We start from the raw sequence: 19,919 nt of genomic DNA, 5'->3' as shown, positions 1-19,919 counted from the left end.
TTAGGATTCTTTATGAGTGCAGAAAAAACAGAGCAACCCACCGCAAAAAAGTTACGCGATGCTCGACAGAAAGGTCAGGTTGCCAAAAGCCAAGAAATCGTATCGTCTGCATTAATTTTGGCGCTCATAATTGTACTGTTTGCGTTCGCCGATTATTACATGTCGCACATCTCAGCGCTTATTCTCCTACCAAGTAAGCTTGCTTATCAGGGTTTCCAAGATGCGCTAGTCGATGTCGCTATCGCCATCGCAAAAGAAATTGCCTATCTACTCGCTCCGATTATTCTGGTTGCTGCACTCGTCGCCATCTTTTCCAATATGGGGCAGTTCGGGTTCCTATTTAGTGGTGAATCCGTTAAACCCGACATCAAAAAGATCAATCCCGTCGAAGGGGCCAAACGCATTTTTTCCCTTAAGAGTGTGATTGAGTTTATCAAGTCGATCCTTAAAGTCTCTCTTCTTTCCTGCATTATCTGGGTGACATTACGCGGTAACATCAACGCTTTAATGCAAATTCCAACTTGTGGGCTAGAATGTGTCCCGACCATTACTGGCGTCATGATTAAACAATTAATGATTATCTCTTCGGTAGGCTTCATCGTCATCGCTGCCGCAGATTTTGCGTACCAGAAATTTGATCACACGAAAAAGCTCAAAATGAGCAAGGACGAAGTGAAGCGCGAATACAAAGAGATGGAAGGCAGTCCAGAAATAAAAAGCAAACGTCGTCAGTTGCACCAAGAGCTACAAGCCTCCAATCAGCGCGAAAACGTTAAACGTTCTAATGTATTAGTTACAAACCCAACACATATCGCGGTTGGCCTTTATTACAAGAAAGGCGAAACGCCCCTGCCCGTCATCACTTTGATGGAAACCGAGGCGGTAGCCAAACGTATGGTCGCAATCGCTAAAGAAGAAGGCGTTCCTGTGATGCAAAAAGTCCCTCTTGCTCGTGCACTATACGCCGACGGCAACGTCGACCAGTACATCCCAAGCGATCTTATTGAAGCAACTGCGGAAGTGCTTCGTTGGTTGGCCTCGTTAGAGTCCGAGGCGGACTGACAAACCACATCCCATTCAAGATCTGGGCTTACAACTGCCCAGCTTTCAACCTCGATACTTTCAACGCTATAATGCGGTATCCTTTAACTGTATGTTGTTTTTATGAAATCTAGCTTAAGCATTCGCTCCTACACGAAACGTATGAGCCGACATACTCATAGTGATTATCATCAACTGGTGCTTCCTCTCCAGGGCAACATACATATTGATATGGATAGTTATGTCGGAAAGGTGGCGGTTGGCGACTGCATAGTCATCCCCAAAAGTTGTGCTCACGGTTTTAATGCCGAAGAGTCATCACGCTTTATTGTTGCGGATATGACCACTTTGCCCACTCATTTGATGGATAGTAGTGTGGCTGTGTTTTCGATTAGCCCGCCTCTACTGAGCTTTATCCAGTTTGTCGAAAAACAGCTTGAGTATCAGGTTAATGATGAAATTGAAAACTCAATGGTTGCAACCTTCTATCTGTTGCTGGAGCAACAAAAGCGGTCTCGCTCCGTAGATTCGCGTATTCGAGATGTACAGGTTGTGATCGCCGAGCAGCTTGATCAGCCACTCACCATTGCCTCATTAGCGAATGCCGCTTGCTTGAGTCCGACGCAGTTTAAAAAGCTTTTTAAAGAGCAGCTAAAAGTGAGCGTTCATAAATACATTACATTACAACGTATGGAAAAAGCCAAAGCACTACTGACTCATACAGACCTTCCAGTTCAGTTGATAGCTGAACGAGTTGGCTATAGTGACCTTTCCGCGTTTAGTCGACGGTTTTCAATGCATTTTGGCATGTCTCCTAGAGAGTTTTCCCGGTAGTCACTAAAATAGTCCTCTGGAACAAGTATTCCGTCTTTTCAGCACAAAAATCTCTATCGCTTTCTTTTATTCTTTCTACCCTAAAACAGCCATTCACTAGGTAGAAATTACAGTGTTAAAAAAACATTTCACCGACTATCAATTAGGAACTTTATCCATACTTTTTGCTTCAACCCTGTGGGGAACGACGGGCACCGCTGCCAGCTTGGCACCGGATGTCAGTGCTCTCGCCATTGGCGCATTTTCTATGGGTATTGGTGGATTTATGCAAGCATGTCTGTCTGCGAAGTCACTGAAGAGAGATTTTCGAAAAGTCGTACATAAGAAGAAAACGTTACTGGTTAGTATTATCGCCTTAGCCACCTACCCACTGGCTTTTTATTCATCAATGCGATTCGCCGGTGTGGCTATTGGTACGGTTGTTTCTATCTCCACTGCACCTTTCTTTTCTGCTTTGTTAGAGTGTCTCTTTAGCCGAAATCAGACCATAACCAAGCGCTGGATGATGAGTTTCGCAATCGGGGTCATTGGCATTACCTTGTTGTTGGCTTCTGAGTCATCCGCAAATAGCTTATTTGATCATGATATGAAGCATTGGGGTGTATTACTTGGCCTATTGGCAGGTTTGACGTACGCCATTTACTCATGGGGAGTAAAGACTATGATTGACCACGGCATTGAATCGCAAACGGCCATGGGAAGTGTTTTTGGTATTGGTGGAGTTTTGCTTCTACCAACACTTTTCATCACGGGCGATAATCTATTTGCATCATCAACTAATACGACGGTCATGCTCTACATGGCCTTGATTCCAATGGGATTAGGTTACGTCGCTTTTGGGTTTGGGCTACGGTTTGTTACAGCCAGTGGAGCTAGCATACTCACGCTATTTGAACCTGTTATCGCAGCAGCACTAGCAGTTGCGATTGTTGGGGAAGAAATTTCTTTCATTGGTTGGGTTGGTATAACGTTGACACTTGTGTGTTTGTTTCTTCAGTCGAAAAGTTAAATTCAATGGACATGAGCCAGCCCCAAAAAGGAACGCTGACGGTAGATAAAGTAAGGAGCAGCACCTACCCCCTACTTTACCATTTGAAATTACACCCAGCCTTCTGCCAAGTACATCAATCGCAATTGACTTGGTGAGCCTAATTTTTCTAGCGCATCTAACTGGACGTCACTCAGGTTTGGGCATTTATCAAGATAAACTCGTCCGTTTGCTGCATCTAGGGGGAGCTTGTAGGTTAACTTTTCGTTTATTTTACTTGCTTCCCCTTTATCAATCGCTCGAACAGCTGGCATGAGCCAATCCCAATCTTCTCCTAACAGTTTTTTAAACGCCCCGTTAGCAATAGACTCGGTTTTACTTGGTGCATCCTCTGGGCTTAGCTTCAAGATAGAATCTACGTCAGGAACCAAGTGCTCACTTGGCTCTGAACCCAACATCTTTTTCAGTGTTAATCGAGCGGCTTCCATCTCTTGTGCCTCTTTAGGCGCTTGAGGAGAAGTCATTTCAGTATTCTCCTTAGGACCAAGGTACGCCATTAATGCGCGGACAGAAGCCGGATCTTGCATACTGAAGGTAAAGTCTCCTTTTGCATTGGAAACTTCAAGTCTAGGTAAAACACCAGACATTTCACCTTGCATAAGTTGCTCTTTTACTTCCGTATTTAACCCGTATGCCCCAGCTTGGTTCGCCACAAAACCACCGCCGCTCATGATAACAGTCGTTGCCGCAGAACCGATTGCCTCTTTTGCTATCGGTGTGACGCCCACCGTTGCTACAGAGCTAACACCGAACGTGCCCAGGCTCCCCGTCGCCATACCCAACGTAGCTCCAATGCCACCTTCAGCCGACAGTATCGCATGACCTTGAGCCAAGGTTTGCTGCATCGGCATAGAAAGACGTTGATCTCGCCCTGGCAGCTGTGAAATTTGTTCTAACTGATGATGGTAAGCCTCAGCATCACCATTTACGGCCGCTTTGTGCAGCTCTCGACCTGTAGAAATCAATAAGCCAACGCCAGGTAATGCCAAGTTAATAACGGCGTTCACACCAGAACCTTTTAGCTTTTCTTTGCCCATCTGTAACAGTTCAGCAGCGAAGCCATCCATTTTTCCTGGATACTGGGCTTCTAAACTCACCTGCATACGCGGATCTTTGCTGATCGCATCAAACGTATTTTTAAGCTGCTGGTACGCATCGCTGCTCACTTTTATTTCATCCAATAGGCTGACAACTTCTAAGATTTTACGCTCAGTAAGTGGCTCACCGCGATAGCCTGAAGGACTCACTAGGGAGTAAGCCAACAGCGCAACCTCAGGTTTTTCTTGCTTAAGTAGCGCCTGCTTTAAATCAAGGTGAGTTTTGATGTTTTCTTGGAAAAACTTAGTGTATTTGCTTCTCAATACGCCTTCGTGAATAGAAGCAAACTTATGACCTTTGTGGAATGTGAAAGGTTCTTTTACTTCACCTCTTTTACTGATCACTCGGTCATCTTTTTGCGCAGCAACTGCACGAAACTGTTCTAGATCAGGTACTGGGCTTTGGCTGATTTTTTGTGTTGTATTAACCATTTTTCTCTCCTACACACGAAGTGATTGAACATGAGCTTGTTCATGATTAGAGGTGGTTGGAATCGCTTGATCCAACATTGCGAAACGCGCTTGCCACAGCTCGGCCTGTTCAATAACTTCGTGAAACCAAGCGGTAAGGTTCGTCGTATTTAGATGCTCAACGGGTTTACGTCCTGCTAAGACAAGCTGTCGACCATTTGGAGCTAAAGCAAGTGCGAGGCTGCCACTACCAATTCCTTGATAGTTAGCATGAGCAAGAAGCTCTAAGCCTTTTAGTCGTTGTTCACCGGATTTTTCTAACCCTCCGAACGTTACAGACAACATCAAATCATCCGTATCTGTCGCGATGAAATACAACATGTAGCGATCATCGACCAGTAGCTGACAACGTTCATTTTCTTCAAAATTCAGTTCGGGCAACTCATTGAGTTGGCAAAACTCCAAGAGCAGTTGTTGAATCGTGTTCATAACTTTTTCCTTTTGTTTCAATAACTCTATTGAACAACGATTGCAGATTGAACGATGTCGGTAATGGCTTTATTTTTGTCACTTTTTCGCCTTCATTGTGAGGTTTTCCGCAGAAATCTCGCTCTAAAATCGAGTTGCCAGAGTAATAAAAAAGAGCAGCTCAGAGCTGCTCTTTCAATAAAGGTTAGATGCTTAGCATGGTGTATTTGCTCACTTCTTTTGCAGATTGACTAACCCAGTTTATGGCTATCAAAAATGACTTCTGTTGGCGGGAACATATTCGAAACAGGTGGTCGTTGTGCATCTCCAAACATTGGTGCACCGAATGCAGATGTCGCCCACGGGTCAACAATTTTCACATCCTTACTCCACGTTGATGGATCTTTTATGTCGCTCCCCTCTTGTCGACCAACCAGTACATAAAGGTGTGTACCTGAATGACCCTTTTTAAACGCAACCACTTCTACTTTGGGTTCACTTTCAGGTGTTCCTGACATGCCTTGAATCATCTCAGCGGCGGCAGCAAAGGCAAATGTAGTACAGCAGCCGGCTTTCGCGGTTTGTACTGCCTTAGCAATGTTCTGTAGAGTGCTTAATTGCGGTGCGGTTCCTCTTTGTGCTGCAGCTTGAACTCCGTTTGCGGACATCGTCGCTCTGTGATCTTGCATGATTCGCGCTTGATCCGCGTGAAGCTCTTTTAGTCGTGGCTTTCCTTTTGTTTCATAAAACTGTGACCCCTTAACACCGAACGTATTTAAGTCCGTACAGGCAAAATCACCAAGCTTTTGAAGGTTGGCTTTATGTTCGTTGATAAGCGCGACACTCGATGAGGCTTTATTGGTTTTGGAAGAAGAGGCTGCCGTTTGTGCAGTGGGCCAATTTGAGCTAGGACCAGACGACAATCTCTCAAGATTTTTCAGGCTCCCAAGCGTTAACTTGTTTTCACCGTTCAACACATTTTTCAGCATGAGCTTCGCAACATCTTTAGGAATACCCTGCTTAGTAACCAGGTTCACTACAATATCTTTCGCTTTATTCTGGTGGCTAATACGCGCGCTGATACTTTTATTTTTTGGTGCACCCTCTTTAACAAAAATATCTTTGCCGTTGTGTGCTCGAACCTCTTTGTCGTCAGCTTGATTTTGTGTCGCCAAATGTGACGTTAACTGACTCAACGAGTGCATGTGCGATGTATTAATATTGACCATGTGTGATGCCTTAAACTTGAATAAATGCGTGTACGTCTGTTTGGCTAAAATCTACAACCGTGTTGTTTTGAAATAACTGTACCCAAGTATCAACTAATTCATTCAACTGAATGATTAAGTTAGCAATGTTGGTGAGTTCACTTCCAGCCGCGATAGCAACTTGAAGAACAACGTCTTTGCGTGTTGGATTCACACAAAACTGCACACCACCTGTTTCTCGATACAAGAAGTTGTATTCAAGTAAAACTTGAAGTTTATCTAGCGTAATATCATCTTGTTCTATAAGCAGTTTTTTGGAAATCAATAACTCGCCTTTTTCCTCTACGAGCAGAACATCGACACTGTTGTTTTCAGCAAAATGCAGTGACCACATTTGATCGTCATACGCTGTCACGCGCTCAAGGTTCAGCACTTCTCCTAGCTCAGAGAGAAGCATATTAATCTTTCCTGTATCCATGTTGTGTCCTGTCTAATTTATTATAACTAAGTGACATCGATATATTTATTGCAGCGAAGCCACTTGGGTATAACGGCTCATTTAAATAAGCGAATAAGGATAAAAGAGATTTTATGGCGAGATAGAAACCGACACTTTATTTCAACGTCTCATTTTTATTGCTATTAGCCGTTTTATTGAGAAGAAAAATTAAGGTTAAGCTGGAAAATAAAAGAGCGGCAATCGCCGCTCCGAAAATTAAATAGAAGTAGAAAATCACTTAATACCGTGAAGGCTATTTTCTGCATCCATAGCTAAAGGATTGAACGAGTCGTTACGAAGTTCTGCTATCGCGTATAGCATGCGACCCATGCGACCATTTCCATCGGTAAAGCCATGGTACCCGATAACTCCGGCGAACAAATGTTTACCTAAGTCTTTATCTTCTACAGGGTTCTCTTTCAAAAAGCCTTCAATGTGCTGCTTTAACATGCCCTCACCGCCAATACTTGAAGGCAAAGTGCCACCCGAAATATTTGGCCCTCGGTAATCACGCTCAACATTAGGCACCAATCGAGTGTGCAGCTCTTTTAGGTTTTCCATATTCAATAAATCTTTACCATTAGACGCGTATTCTTTCAGTAAAGACGTAATATTTTCGGCATCGTTTCCTTTAGAGTTAGAAGCATTAATGATCCACGCCGTAGCTCTTTCAACATTATTGGTTACGCCACTTTTGTTAAACGCGTCCTCTGCCAGTCCTTCAGCGTATACACCTTGGCTTAGATCGGTGCTTGCTAGACCTTCGATATGACGTTGCGCCGATTTAAGATGCATCACCTCCATATCAAACACCGCTTGCATTTGATTAATGCTACCTGCCGGGTTTTTCTGCGCTGCAGATACACCACCGCCGTAGTCTTTTACTACACGTCCAGCAAGCGACTTCGCTGCACTTTCGCCAATCAGTGATGTGAGGTTTTTACCAGAATCGGTTTCTAACATTGCCTCTGTCATCGCTCGCTCTGCTAACTGGTTTAGCTCAGCAGAGTTCGACTGAACTGATTTACTGTCTAACTTCGCAAAGGCATTTAAGACATCTGATGCGGTTTTTATGCTTCCATCTTTGAAGAACATTTGTCCATGCTCAACAGAAGAAGCAGCTTGTAAACGCTGAGCTTGTCCTTGCTCATTATCAAATACGGCTTTTGTAAGGGCTTTCGCTACCGATTGTGGGCTACCTTCGCGAAACAGTTTTCCTGTCGCTTCAAAAAATCGCGCTACTGCACCATTCGTAGGATTGGCGCGAGTAAATTCTTGGGTCGCTGCGTTAATTTGGTATTCTTTGCCACCAATACTCAGCTTACCTTCGTTAAGTATCTCGTTACGAGCTTGCGGCATGGCAGCCTGCAACGCGCTAACACTTCCAAAACTGATCATGTTTTAAACCCTTAATGTGGAAAAATGAGTGGTATTCGTTTCCGGTACTTCGGTTGTTTTATTGGTTACTTCTTGTGTATTCGCACTTTTTAACCACTCGATGAAATTCGCAAATGACTCATCGAAAAAAGATGCAGTTAGCAGTTGCTGAGGCAGGTGTATGAAACCGATATATCCGGTCTCTTCCTCCCAGCATACCGCTGGAGAGCCTTGCGTTAAGGCATCTTTCATATGTTGATGCAAAATATCAGCACTCGGTTTATTACCTGAAATCAGCCCGATAAGCGTCACACGATCTTCTTGTGCACGAATTGTGATTGCTGTGTTTTGCTCAACGAGTAGATGGCAACAATCATCCTCATCAAAAACCAACGGCTCCAATTGGCAGCGGCTGGCAAAATCTGTCAGTAAAGAAGTTATAAATCCATTAGCCATTCGACTAAATAATCCTATTTTTGTTGTTTTAGAGGCGCTGCTTGGTTGCAACACTTATCAACTAAGCAGCTTTCTTAGGTGTATTCTTAAGGATTTATGGCAGTGAATATTTTAGAAATGGTCGGATTTTTTTTGTTTAAAGGCATTAAAATGAAAAAACTCAGCAAGTGCTGAGTTTTTGAGGTTTATTCATGAATCGTAATTTTACGCTCGCTGAGCTGCTTCACCATGGCTTGCTTTAATGCATGCAGCTGTCCATCAATACTGGCGTCGATGATCCCAACTTCTGTTTCCAAAATGCAGCCTCCATTTTTCAAGCGCGCATCTGCTACCACGTCAACGTAACCGACTTCAGGGAAATCACTTAATACACCAGCCACCTTTTCCCTCACCTCAACAACCTGCTCTGGGTGGACATGTAAAATGACCTGCTTTTGGTTGCTCACCAGTTGCAACGCTTCTCGAACTACACTCACCGTGGTATCGACATCATCGAAGGTATCGATGATCTTACGTACTGCTTCTAACACCACACCTGTCATTTTTTCTTCGACTTGCTGATAGTAGTCATTACAACGTGCTAAGGTTTCAACCATCGTTTGCGCATTTTCAATCTTGGCTTGTGCAAGGCCATCTTGATAACCACGTTGTTTTTCGGTTTCGTAGGCTTGTTGGGCATTAGCAATGATGCTTTCAGCTTTGGAGTTCGCGGCTTCAACTAAGTGTTGCGAATCCAGATAACTGGCATAATCTTTCGCTTTCAGCACCTTTAAGCCAGGTGCCAGCTGCAAATTGTCTGTTTTTATTTCAACAAATGAAACCATTGAGGAATAACCTGTTTTGCGATTTTTTTTGTGAGTCGATACGCCAGATCTCGTTGATCCGCTTCCAACCAGTTAGCTGTTTCCGCGTTTTCGCTAAGTTGCTTTTCCAATTTGAATTGCCAACGAAGAACAACATCTTCCGGTGAGTTAATCAAAATAAACCTCATCCAAAAATATCCCAGCGCCCTCATGCTTGCTTCAACAGACCTTTCATCCAGTAGTTCTGGTAACGAACGCTGCCAGCCTTGCGGCCAGCAGGATAACAGCATCGGCCCGTTTTGAATTAAGAACCGAGCGCCTTCCAAACCAAAAACGTTGTTCAAAACCTGTTTAGGATGTTTTAAGACAACGCTTCGCATCGCAACACAATGCAAAGCTCCACCCACCATCAATACGAGTTGATTCAACGCGTCTGTCGGGAGCAATGCCAAACTATGACAAGGTCTGTTAAAAGCCGTCTCAGGAACGGGAGATAACGCCCACTCATTGATACACCATTGGTTGAACATGGGGTTATCTCTCCAGCCTTCGATATTTAGTAACCAAGGCTGCTTTTGCTCTATCCAACTTCTATGGATGTACTGGCAAGGCGCATAGTTAAACTGGTGTTGTACCTGCGCGAGTGGTGTTTCTGGTTTAACCACGCTTCGTGTTCCTACGACACCATATAAAAGTAGCGATATTCGAGCCGATGAGTGCCGCTACCAAGAACACCAAAATGGCGATAAGATTATTCGCCGTCTCTTTGGTGACCTGAACCGACAAAATGCTTTTAAATTGGTTGTTTTGAGTAGCAACTCGAACCTCTGATGAGGGTACCATCACTACGCTGATTCGATCGTAGTTCAACCCCTCAATACTGTTGTTCACTAATAATTTGATCTGCGGAACATATGAATCAAGCGCAATATCTGCCGCGTGTTTAATAAATACGGAGGCAGAAGCTGGAGTTGGGCGCTCTCCTGGACGCAGATCTTGATCTTCCAAAACAACATGAACACGTGCCACTAGCACGCCATCAATCTGAGATAAGGTTGAGGAGAGCTCTTGAGATTTCGCGTATACCAAACGTGCTCGTTCTGCTAATGGTGACGAGATCAAATCGTCTTTGGGAAACACCTCTTTCAGTGTGGAAAACTGCTCTCTTGGATAACCTTTTCGCTTTAGCGCGTCTACCGCGAAGGCGATTTGAGAACTGTCTACCATTAACTTGACGGTGTTGTCTTTGTCAGGCTCTTTTGTTGCAACGACACCTTCGGATAGTAAGATCGACAACATCTCATTACCCTCTTTCTGAGTAACGTTGGTGTATAACTCGGTCTGACAACCTACCAGAAACAACGTGAGCATGATGAAAACTGCTCTCATTTTATTCATCATCACTATTGTGCCTTCAATAAGGTTTCTACGTTTTGTGTGGTTTTACCCACGGTTTTCGCGATCAGCTCTTCTTGAAAAGTAATGCGTGTCAGCGCCCACTGCATTTGCAGTAATTGCGCCGGATCATCACCCACCATCTTCATGTTGTCTTGCAGGTTACTTTTCGCGTTATCGATAGTGTTTTTCAACTCGCTGATGTTTTCTAGCAAACCGCCCTCCAGGCCATTACTTGCCTCGGGAACCGACATGGCTTGCTCAAAACGTTCGCTTAAACCGTCTTCGACTTGCGCATCCTGTAACTTATCAATGTTGGTTTGCATCACCTCGGTGTACTGCGTGTTTATCATATGTACTCCTAAGATAAATCTAACTTGTGACTGTGAGTCATGATGTTTTTCACCATCGCATTTTTTTGGATCATGAAGCTAAGTTCATCACGAACCATGTCCAGTGTTGAGGCCATATCAGGTAACGACTTCAACTCTGCCCAGCAATGCCATAAGGCTTGTTCTTTCTGGGCACCCAGTGGAAAATGCTGCGCTAGCATTGCTTTTAGTGCTGTTTTATCAGCAGGTGGTTCGGCAATAAGCTGTCCCGAAAAATTCCCTAGTAACTCCTGCTTCAACACCTTTAACAAATCAGATTGTGGCTGCTCGTTGCCTTTTGCACTCTTCGCCTCATGAAAGGCGTACCACATTGCCTCTCGTTTAACTTGAGGGTCGGAAAACGCTTCATTTAACGATGATAAGACACTTTGTTTACTGACAACCTCTGCGTCTTTTAATGATTCGTACCACGCTTTAATCTCCGCCAGTTTGGCTTCTGTTTTCTCTAGCGTCTCTTTTGGAGAAACATGTGAAACTTGCTCTTGCTTGTCACTTCGCTCCATGAGTGCTTTCATCTTGTCTTCATCGCTCCGCTCATAATGGCGCGACTCCAACTGACGCAAAGATTGGTGTTGAAGACTTAGGTTACTTGAATCAATGATCATCCAAGATTCCTAATGTCCTGAGAAAAGCTCGCAGCAAATGCTTGGCTTTCTTCGCTTCCTTGTGACGCAAGTTTTACCCAGCTTTCCGCTTTGCTCAGTAAACCGGCTTTGGCAGAAGCAAGAGCCGCTAAGCTGATCAGATCTGGATAGGCATTACAAAGTGGTTCGAGTAATTGATGAGCCTCTTCATACAAGCCTTTATTCATGAGGCTCATTGCACGAATCATCGCAACGGTCTCTTCAGAACCTGAGCTTGCTTCAAGGCCATCTGCAATCGTGTTGGCTTCTTGATGACGATGCATACCTGTTGCCATCAGCGCGATTTCAGCCAGCAGTTGGCGCGTTTCTCGTTCCATGCTTTACACCTTCTGGAGAATCGACTGCATCACATCTTTAATCGCACGAGTGGTGGTCGCATTGATATTGTAAACAACAGACCATTTGTTGATCGCGTGCTGAAGCTCGGCAAGCTTTGATGGATCATCGGCATTGGTTTCTAGGTTCTTGATGGCTGCCGTCACTTCTGTGTTGGCATCTTTCGCTTGTTGTTCTAACTTAGCTTTAACATCATCAAGGTTTACACTGTTACTAGCATCGTAAAATGACATAAGACTTCCTCGTATTTTTTAGTTAGCTTCGTATGATTCAACGACCGCATGGGCGGCTGTGTAAGCTTCATACTGTTTGAGTAGCAATTGGTACTGCTGTGGTGAGCACCCTAAATCCAACTGACGTTTCACCACCGCTTGTGCTTCTAAGAGCTTGCTCTTAATCTTGTGCACTTCCGCACCGTTTGTGTCGTTATTTAAAATTTGTTCAAGATTTGTCATTGTTCGTCTCGCCTTCATATCCGAGTTCTATTGTTATCACCCGCCCGCCTTTAACCAACTCAATACCAGCAGGTGTAACACTGGATATTCGGTAGCCCTGAGGCGTTCTTGCACCGACCATATAGCGAACGTTATCGGTCAGAATCACATATGGAACCTGGCCAAAGTTAACGCTACGAAACGGGAAATCGATATTGGTGCCTTTACTCACCTTAGGTATGGATTTCAAAACTAAGTACGGTTTCTCACCATATTGTTCCCGGAAGTCTCGGGTCACACCGTAAAATCGAGTCGTTTCGATATCATCAAGCTCACCACGAACTTCGATGCGATCACCGCTGGTGACCAACTGGACTTTTTTCAGTAACTCCGCATCCGTCAATAACGCTTTTAGCGTATCCATGTAGGCACCCGCTCGCTGCAGTTCAACCTTCCACGCAATAAGACCCGGCACGTCTCGCTCCAAGATTTGTTCAACTTGGTTCCAGCGGCTTGCATCATCGATATAGCCCGTCAGCAGCAGTGTTCCGGTCTCATCGCCATTTTCGACTTTCACTTGGTGATAGCCGAGGTTGCGCAAAATAAATCGAACCCCGCGACGGATTTCTTCCATCGTTCTTAAGTCACTTTTGTAATTGATGCCCAATACATCAATTCGACCAAGCAGATCGAGTTTCTGTGTTCGGTCTTCAACATAGCCCTCTAAGACTGCTTGGCGTGCGGCGGCATTCCATTCCACACGAACGTCGCTAAGTTTGAGCTCGCCTAAGATGTTACGTACCAAAACAATGGGTTCTGCTTCTGTAACAATTTCATTGTTGTTTCCGTTAGCTTGGCTGTACCACATACCGGCAAAAATGACACTCGGGACAAAACTACAGAGCAAAGCGATGAGCGTTGTTTTTTTCCAGCTAGAGCGTTGCACAGCAACCACAGGTGTATTCTGTTGGCTAGATTCGTCGCTGACGTTACTCACAATTAACGCATCTTCCGCGTATCCCAGAGCGAACTTCACAACGCCGACCGAGACAACAGCATGGCGTGACAACTCGATACCATCACCTGCAACAGCGATGTCTTCACTGTTAATATTTGCCTCTTCGCAGCCTCGTAAAATGACCGAGTCTTGATGGCAAACGAGGGTGAAATGGTTCGCTTCGACCCCAGCATCAGACAGTACAAGATCAGCAATAAAGTCGTCACTGCCAAGCACGAGAACACCTTCAGGTAAGGTGACTTCTACTCCGGTATGCACGCCTGATAAAATACGAATTTTCCATTGCTGCATCGCGGTTAAGACTCCTCTGAAGGGCGCACACACTCACTTTGTGAGTCATCACATTCCAATACTTTCACCCGCCAACCCTTTTGCCCTGTTGGTAATTGGCACTGCGTTAATTGAGACGACTTTTTCTGTGACAATAAGTCTTGTTGATAGCGCTCGGCCTGAACCCTCGATGTGCAGCTATATACTTCCACTACCGATTTAAATTCAGCGCTATTGTTGGAGATGTTGTTAAGCCTGCCTATACTTGGTCGCAAGTCATATTCGTTGCCAATCAACACACTATCGCCAATACCATCCACAACAATTCGAGGTTCTAAAATAAACATTCGTACTGTGCGGCGCTTAGTATTGGTATTACTTCTAAACAGCGCGCCTAAATATGGGATGTCTCCTAGCAATGGCACTTTACGTAACTGATGGCTCACTTCATCTCGGTACACACCACCGATAAGTAAGCTTTGCCCTTGTTTAACCGTCGCTAAGGTGCTGATTTCAGTTTTACGAACGGAAGGAAGATCATCGACACCACCATCAGCGATCTTTGCACCGTCTTCGAGATGAAGGCTCAGGTTAATTTCAGGTCGTGCAGCAAATCTATCACCAACGATACGTGGGACAATTCTCAGTAACGTGCCATACGTGACCTCTTCCAGCGCTGCGGTTTCTTTACCAACCAGCTTGACGTAAAACGTGCTGCTGTTGTTCAGTACCGCTTCGACATTTTCCTGAGTTAACAATGTTGGCCTTGAAACCACTTGAGCACTGCCTTTGGATTCCAATAAACGAATTTGAGCCAGCAAGTAATTTAGGTTGGTTGAATCAAGCAAGGACTTAAAGTTCTGTCCACTGCCGAGCGTCACATCCCCCGAATTCACATCACCTGTTGTTTTGATATCGACAATGCGGTTGTTTCCGACAGACACTCCCGCTCGCCAATCCACTCCTAACTGACTTAAATCGTTGGCACTGATATCGACAATCGATAGCGCGACTTCAATTCTTGATTGCGGCTGGTCTAATTGCGCGACCAGTTTACGATAGAGCGGTAATCGTGCTTGAGTATCACGAACGATAATCGCATTAAGGCCCGGCTCTGCTTCAACTGTTGCGCCACCATGAACTGAGGCGGTTTTATTACTTTTTACAGGCTTATCTGGACTGGTAACTTCTTTGCTAGACGCACTCGCCACTTGCGTTTGAACACCAGACACGACCCGTTTTAACACCGATGCGATGCCCGGGACCGTAATTGTCTGATCTCGATATGCAATTTCTCTATCCGTTGCAGAAGCGTACTTCAAAGGAATTATCTCAACGAATAATTCGTCGGTTGAATTCGATTTCTGCAGCAAGCGCGTTTCCAATGCCTCCGCCGTTTGTACCACTAAGTCGACATAACGTGGAGGACCAGCAAGATAGACTAACCCTTTGCTCTCAGCAGCTCTCCAACCATAACGAGAATCCCAAACGCCGGTGGAAATTAACGTACTGCGTAGCTCTCTAGCCGTAAGTAATTCCAATTGAAGTAAACGTGAGCGAGTTTCTGTCGCCTTATAGACATGTAAGACGGCTCCATCGAAATACCACATCAAGTTGTACACTTGCGATAAGTAATCGAGGAATTCCGCCGGATCTTCAGGGGTAAAACGCCCATTCACTCGATCGTTGACTTTGTCACTAACAGAAACCGAGACACGATAATTTGCACCGAAGTTATTCAACAACTCTTTTAATGAGTCATTATCTGCATAGTAGCGGAACGATTGTTCGGGCCAGTGTAAGTCTGTTGCTTGCGCGTATCCCAAAGGAACAACACTCACTGCGCATAACAATGCCTTTGTTGCAGCACGCCTAATGTTGGGAAAGATTTTTAGCATCATGGTAACCACACTGTATGGTTGATTGTGTGATTCACGCGTTCTTGTTCCAATAATGCAATGTAACGCTCACATAGATTGACGTGCTTAGAAAGCAAAGCAGAGAACCGTTCCACCGAACAGTCCTCAACCCGTACTTTACTTTGCAAAATCAATTGCTGATCATCATTGGTTGTCAGTACGCCGCCATCCTCACGAATGGTTTTTAATGAGAGCTGCATGCAACGTTGTAACGCTTGTTCTTGTTGATAATCTAGATGCTCTTTAAACTGGAAGGGTAACGTCGCTTCCCATAAAATCCATGACGCACGTTGCTTGATGGTCAGTGATAACTGGTCAACCTCGATGTTGTAAGAACCATTTTCTGAGGCAATAAAATCCCTTACCTTTAGCGCTTCCGCTAAAGATTTCATCATCTTATCTAACATTTAACGCCCTATTTAGATCTGGCTGAGGTGATTGCAAGCCTGGCCGCACTGACCACTTTGAGTATCAAAATAGTAGTGATCGATATCACCAACAGTTTGCATGTTCTTGAACCATTGCCATACTTTCGCAACCGCATTTTGGTCGTTGTAAACCACATCGCATGCATCCCAAACTTCGTTCAGCTCAGGGGCTTCAAGTCGCACTTCCGAACACCAATTTTTCCACTCAGAAATAAATTGTTCGGTTGTAGAGGTGTACTCCGCGAACCCTTTCAGCTCGTCTAAAGACGGTTGCCACTTCTCAATTAACAAACGATGACATTCAATCACTTGCAACTGTTGTTCGCTTAACGTCCCAAGTTGCTTTTTAAGTTGATGCTGCTGGCTCTTAATAAGATCGAGTTGCTGTTGAACAAAGACGGCACTGGTGTCTTCCCCTGATAGCTTCGACCAATATTCCTTCTGAATATCGAGTTGATTGATAAGTTGTTCAACTTTAATCGAAGCATGAAGAGCACTTTGATCGACTTGTCGGTTAATCCACTCGTTGAGTGATAAATGGAAACAAAGCATCAACGTTTTTGGGACAGCCAAATTAAAGCGAAAGCCCAGACGAGAGTTGATGTAGTCCAGCCTTTGTTCGAACGTTGTGATTGTGCTGCTATCACTGAGCTGCGATCCAATTTCCAAAAATAAACGCATGGCAAACCGGTCTATCGAAGCACCAAGTTTTTGATACGTTTTAACTAACTGGCTAGCGCATAGGCTATCGACGACATTTCTATCCAACAAGCGTTGAAGTAAAGATAACTGCTCATAATTTATGACGCCTTCACTCAACAATTGTCGGTGATTGACGTGCACAACATTGAGATCCTGCGTAGGTTTCGAGGCGCTTTCATAACGAGCTCCTCTTTGTAAAACAGTCACTTTCCGCTGTGTCACTATGCTGTCTGGAAAAAGCGAACGGCGTCGCCAATGCTGCTTTTTCATTTATGTTCGTCTCCGCACCCCTTTCGAACAATCCAGAAAGAAAGAGATGTAATAATTTTTAATCGTTCGTTGTTACACGATACATAATAGAATTTACACTGGTGAGTGACTTTCAAAATTAGTCAGAAAATTTTAGTCCCAAGTCATTTCATTTCGCGATAGCCACTTGATCGTCTCCCGAACGTACGCGGCTTGGGGTCGTTCCAAAACGACGACGGTAACTCTGCGTAAAGTAAGACTGGCTGGAAAACCCTGCCTCCATCGCCACATCTACGATGCTCATCTTGCTCGTCAACAGCAGTTTATGAGCATGCAGTAGTCGACGCTCACTGATCCAGGCTCTTGGAGAAATGCCATAGTGCTCATTAAAAAGCTCTTTAAAAGTGGTTAAGCTGGCACCAAACTCCTGCGCGTAGTCTGTCAACTTCCATTCTTTTAAGTAATGCTGTTCCATAAATCGACGTAACCGTTCCGACGTACGGTTTGTTTGTTGTAACAGCAACGCATACAGTGATTCTCCTCCTTTGCTGTGTAGCAAGAGAATGAGTAGTTCTTCGTATTTTAGGCACATAATGGCATCAGGGTACGCTTGTTGCTCAAGCGTCTGCATGCTGGAAAGCACTTGTTCAACGAGTATGTTCAAACCAAAAGTAAACAAACCAGAACAAACTTTGTCTACCTTAGGCAGCATCATCAAGAGATCACTGTGTTTTTGCAGCAACTGACTAACGAGTTCATTGTCGTAGGCAATAATCGACGCTTTGTATGCCCCATCTAGCGGAGAGTACTCTAACAAGTAATCTCCTTGGGATAGAAATACCCCATTTTCTGCAGCAACATCGATTGTGCAATCACCTGTTTGAACTCGAAGCTGACCATTGTGAACGACAACAATGTGAGACTGGTCTGAGTGAAATACTTCGTCAGATTTTTCATAGCAGGAAAAACTACGAATTTTTCGTGAACTCGAGTCGACCCTTTCTGAGTTTAGTTGGCCTGACACATCCATTTTCTACCCTTCATTATTTTGAGTTTCTCAGTGCAAATGTTGAGAAACTTTCAAAGCACTACTTTGATTGTTGTTATTTCTAAGTACTGCTGTATGAATTAAAGAAGCAAAGAAAAGAGCATAGAAGTTCTATCACTTACCATACCCCCCGAATAATTAGCGAATAACCCAAGCATTACCTTTACCTAAAGGTAAAAGTTTGACTTAGTAAATTTCTGCTGTCCGTCTTTATTATTTTTATCAGATAGCGTTTATCATTAGCCAAAACTTAAATATCATTTCGTTATTTAAGTTTGGTTGTTTTGTTATACATTAGAATACAATTAAATAGATTTCGGCATCGTTTCTAGAACAAAATTAAATTTCCAAAATCATAAAAATGTATGTTTTATAGCCTAAAACGCCAAGCCAACGTGTTCAAGGAGCGAGATATAATCATAAAAAATACTGTTTTTGCAACAAGTATGAGTCTAAAAAACAACTGACCCGATGACTTCAAAGTCATGTAATTAATGTTTATAAAAGACAACAAATCTTTCACAACAGGAAAGATATAGTCTTTATTTTTATAAATTAGAAAATTCTAATAAAAATGTAGTACTTAAAATTTTATCTGTTTATTTTTGGAACAAGAATCAAGTTTTCTTGTTTATTTCCCTCAAAAAATAAATAGTTCTTTTCTTTTTCCGCAACGAGATCACCGTTTGAATAAAGCTTTCCAATAATCTTCATTTTTCCTTCACCAGCTTGAATTGGTGCAATTAAAAACGAATACTGCACAGGCAACTGAACACCTTGGTAGCTCTGAGATGCCGATTTAAAGCATTGATTATCAATAATTTTACATATTTCCACTTCAAGAGAAGTAATCGAAGGTGGAAAGTAGCCGTCGACAGAAACCCAACCATAGACTGATGCCTGACTCTGTGTATCAAAGCCATCCACCCCATTAACGGACACAGTCTGACTGCACCCACTCAGTATGAATAACCCAATAAACCCAGCCCATATAGAATTGTTCATTATGACCCCATAAACTTATTTTATATAATCTAGCTCATTTGAAATTCACACAATTCTTTATGTAAAAATATAAAAGATCAACTTATATTTATACTACAAGCGGACAATAAATCGCACTTTTCAACAACACGTAGTTAACATGGACTGTAATTTCAAAAGCAGTTTCTGCTCACTTTCATTCCTTCCTTAATTGAAGTTTATTAGAGAAAAATGATATTCATATATCTCACTGCCATCGAGATATGCATCTGAACACATTTAATTTTGCCTTTCTATTTCTCTCAACACATTTAAAAGCCAAAATATAATAACAACCGACTAATATTGATAAACATGAAGAGATACATCTAATATTTTCCTTGATAAAATTTCAAAAGGGACTATTCCTATGTCAGCACGCCAAACTATCGATGAGATTTTGCTAAAGTTTGCTCATCAAATAGGCTTGCCTGCACTGCATCTAACGGAAAATGAAGTAAGCTTAGCCTTTGATGATAATCTAAGGGTGCATATCATCTTTCATCCTGAATCGACAACTCTGCAGCTCGAAGCTGAGATTGTTGGCCTTCAAATTGTAAATTCCGATCTCTATCGCTCTTTCTTGGCCTTTAATTATCACTGGCCTGAGCACCAGTTATTTTTTAGTTTGGATAACCACCGACATGTCCTATGTTTAAACCGACTCATTAACATTAGGCGACTGGATTACGAATATTTTGAAACAGCTTTAGCAGAATTGCTGACGCACAGCGAGTCGTGGGAAGCGTTATTGTCTTCTCATGTAACCATTGATGAGGCACCACCGATGCCACAAACTTTAGACTTGAGAGTTTAGGT

The 19,919-nt window shown here is 43.5% G+C and carries 24 protein-coding genes; 4 read left to right on the top strand and 20 right to left on the bottom strand.

The features are described 5' to 3' along the window. Positions 1-12: 12 nt before the first annotated feature. From vscU to R7093_RS04940, 3 genes are all read left to right on the top strand, one after another. The gene (gene vscU, locus R7093_RS04950; protein WP_042523790.1) at positions 13-1,062 is read left to right on the top strand and encodes a SctU family type III secretion system export apparatus subunit VscU; all 1,050 of its coding nucleotides are present in this window, start codon (positions 13-15) and stop codon (positions 1,060-1,062) included. A gap of 102 nt (positions 1,063-1,164) precedes the next feature. Further along, positions 1,165-1,875 carry a helix-turn-helix domain-containing protein gene (locus tag R7093_RS04945; RefSeq protein WP_031781101.1) on the top strand — a complete coding sequence of 237 codons (711 nt, stop codon included), beginning with the start codon at positions 1,165-1,167 and terminating at the stop codon, positions 1,873-1,875. Positions 1,876-1,981: 106 nt separating this feature from the next. Then, positions 1,982-2,884 carry a DMT family transporter gene (locus R7093_RS04940; RefSeq protein WP_372035280.1) on the top strand — a complete coding sequence of 301 codons (903 nt, stop codon included), beginning with the start codon at positions 1,982-1,984 and terminating at the stop codon, positions 2,882-2,884. 89 nt (positions 2,885-2,973) lie between these two features. On the opposite strand, the gene R7093_RS04935 is transcribed toward R7093_RS04940, so the two are convergent. The 20 genes from R7093_RS04935 to R7093_RS04840 form a co-directional block, all read right to left on the bottom strand. Then, the gene (locus R7093_RS04935) at positions 2,974-4,452 is read right to left on the bottom strand and encodes a CesT family type III secretion system chaperone (protein WP_318146537.1); all 1,479 of its coding nucleotides are present in this window, start codon (positions 4,450-4,452) and stop codon (positions 2,974-2,976) included. Between the two features lie 9 nt (positions 4,453-4,461). Then, a complete protein-coding gene (locus R7093_RS04930; RefSeq protein ID WP_005387141.1) occupies positions 4,462-4,920 on the bottom strand; it encodes a CesT family type III secretion system chaperone in 459 nt (152 codons plus the stop codon). Between the two features lie 230 nt (positions 4,921-5,150). Further along, complete coding sequence (gene vopR / locus R7093_RS04925) at positions 5,151-6,128, bottom strand: type III secretion system effector VopR (RefSeq protein ID WP_226084279.1); 978 nt, start codon at positions 6,126-6,128, stop codon at positions 5,151-5,153. A gap of 10 nt (positions 6,129-6,138) precedes the next feature. After that, positions 6,139-6,585: a type III secretion system chaperone gene (locus R7093_RS04920; RefSeq protein WP_236147238.1), complete on the bottom strand. Its 447-nt coding sequence runs from the start codon at positions 6,583-6,585 to the stop codon at positions 6,139-6,141. Between the two features lie 255 nt (positions 6,586-6,840). Then, positions 6,841-8,004: a VopS family T3SS effector adenosine monophosphate-protein transferase gene (locus R7093_RS04915; protein ID WP_149192510.1), complete on the bottom strand. Its 1,164-nt coding sequence runs from the start codon at positions 8,002-8,004 to the stop codon at positions 6,841-6,843. A gap of 3 nt (positions 8,005-8,007) precedes the next feature. Further along, positions 8,008-8,439 carry a type III secretion system chaperone gene (locus R7093_RS04910; RefSeq protein WP_005377206.1) on the bottom strand — a complete coding sequence of 144 codons (432 nt, stop codon included), beginning with the start codon at positions 8,437-8,439 and terminating at the stop codon, positions 8,008-8,010. Positions 8,440-8,624: 185 nt separating this feature from the next. Further along, positions 8,625-9,263 carry an HrpE/YscL family type III secretion apparatus protein gene (locus R7093_RS04905; RefSeq protein ID WP_005387146.1) on the bottom strand — a complete coding sequence of 213 codons (639 nt, stop codon included), beginning with the start codon at positions 9,261-9,263 and terminating at the stop codon, positions 8,625-8,627. After that, positions 9,242-9,907 (bottom strand): SctK family type III secretion system sorting platform protein VscK, encoded by a 666-nt coding sequence (gene vscK, locus R7093_RS04900; protein ID WP_005377204.1) that lies wholly within the window; start codon positions 9,905-9,907, stop codon positions 9,242-9,244. Before vscK ends, R7093_RS04905 begins: the two co-directional genes overlap by 22 nt. Continuing rightward, positions 9,900-10,646 (bottom strand): type III secretion system inner membrane ring lipoprotein SctJ, encoded by a 747-nt coding sequence (gene sctJ, locus R7093_RS04895; protein WP_318120226.1) that lies wholly within the window; start codon positions 10,644-10,646, stop codon positions 9,900-9,902. Before sctJ ends, vscK begins: the two co-directional genes overlap by 8 nt. After that, positions 10,646-10,990, bottom strand: coding sequence for a type III secretion system inner rod subunit SctI (gene sctI / locus R7093_RS04890; protein WP_005387149.1), 345 nt, complete (start codon positions 10,988-10,990; stop codon positions 10,646-10,648). The genes sctJ and sctI overlap by 1 nt, the downstream gene beginning before the upstream one ends. An 8-nt stretch (positions 10,991-10,998) precedes the next feature. Continuing rightward, a complete protein-coding gene (locus tag R7093_RS04885) occupies positions 10,999-11,634 on the bottom strand; it encodes a YopR family T3SS polymerization control protein (protein WP_053307006.1) in 636 nt (211 codons plus the stop codon). Beyond that, complete coding sequence (locus tag R7093_RS04880; protein WP_170893413.1) at positions 11,631-11,990, bottom strand: YscG family type III secretion system chaperone; 360 nt, start codon at positions 11,988-11,990, stop codon at positions 11,631-11,633. The genes R7093_RS04885 and R7093_RS04880 overlap by 4 nt, the downstream gene beginning before the upstream one ends. A gap of 3 nt (positions 11,991-11,993) precedes the next feature. Further along, positions 11,994-12,242, bottom strand: a complete 249-nt coding sequence (sctF, locus tag R7093_RS04875; protein WP_005377199.1) for a type III secretion system needle filament subunit SctF — start codon at positions 12,240-12,242, stop codon at positions 11,994-11,996. A gap of 18 nt (positions 12,243-12,260) precedes the next feature. Further along, positions 12,261-12,464, bottom strand: a complete 204-nt coding sequence (locus R7093_RS04870; RefSeq protein ID WP_005377198.1) for an EscE/YscE/SsaE family type III secretion system needle protein co-chaperone — start codon at positions 12,462-12,464, stop codon at positions 12,261-12,263. Continuing rightward, entirely contained in the window at positions 12,451-13,752 is a 1,302-nt protein-coding gene (sctD, locus tag R7093_RS04865) for a type III secretion system inner membrane ring subunit SctD (RefSeq protein ID WP_132937104.1), read from the bottom strand. Before sctD ends, R7093_RS04870 begins: the two co-directional genes overlap by 14 nt. 5 nt (positions 13,753-13,757) lie before the next feature. Further along, complete coding sequence (gene sctC, locus R7093_RS04860) at positions 13,758-15,632, bottom strand: type III secretion system outer membrane ring subunit SctC (RefSeq protein ID WP_250154981.1); 1,875 nt, start codon at positions 15,630-15,632, stop codon at positions 13,758-13,760. Further along, positions 15,629-16,057, bottom strand: coding sequence for a YscB family type III secretion system chaperone (locus R7093_RS04855; protein ID WP_318146536.1), 429 nt, complete (start codon positions 16,055-16,057; stop codon positions 15,629-15,631). The genes sctC and R7093_RS04855 overlap by 4 nt, the downstream gene beginning before the upstream one ends. Positions 16,058-16,069: 12 nt before the next feature. Beyond that, positions 16,070-17,050 carry a T3SS regulon anti-activator ExsD domain-containing protein gene (locus R7093_RS04850; RefSeq protein WP_005377193.1) on the bottom strand — a complete coding sequence of 327 codons (981 nt, stop codon included), beginning with the start codon at positions 17,048-17,050 and terminating at the stop codon, positions 16,070-16,072. Between the two features lie 148 nt (positions 17,051-17,198). Beyond that, entirely contained in the window at positions 17,199-18,059 is an 861-nt protein-coding gene (locus R7093_RS04845; protein WP_047102707.1) for an AraC family transcriptional regulator, read from the bottom strand. 609 nt (positions 18,060-18,668) lie between these two features. Next, positions 18,669-19,082, bottom strand: a complete 414-nt coding sequence (locus R7093_RS04840; RefSeq protein ID WP_047102708.1) for a YscW family type III secretion system pilotin — start codon at positions 19,080-19,082, stop codon at positions 18,669-18,671. Between the two features lie 388 nt (positions 19,083-19,470). Here R7093_RS04840 and exsC point away from each other — a divergent pair, with 388 nt between their 5' ends. Next, entirely contained in the window at positions 19,471-19,917 is a 447-nt protein-coding gene (exsC, locus tag R7093_RS04835; protein WP_005377174.1) for a type III secretion system regulatory chaperone ExsC, read from the top strand. The last annotated feature ends 2 nt before the right edge of the window (positions 19,918-19,919 follow it).

This window comes from Vibrio sp. 1580 (assembly GCF_033340055.1).
Note: the sequence above shows the minus strand (reverse complement) of the source record. Positions and strands in the feature narration are given on the sequence as shown.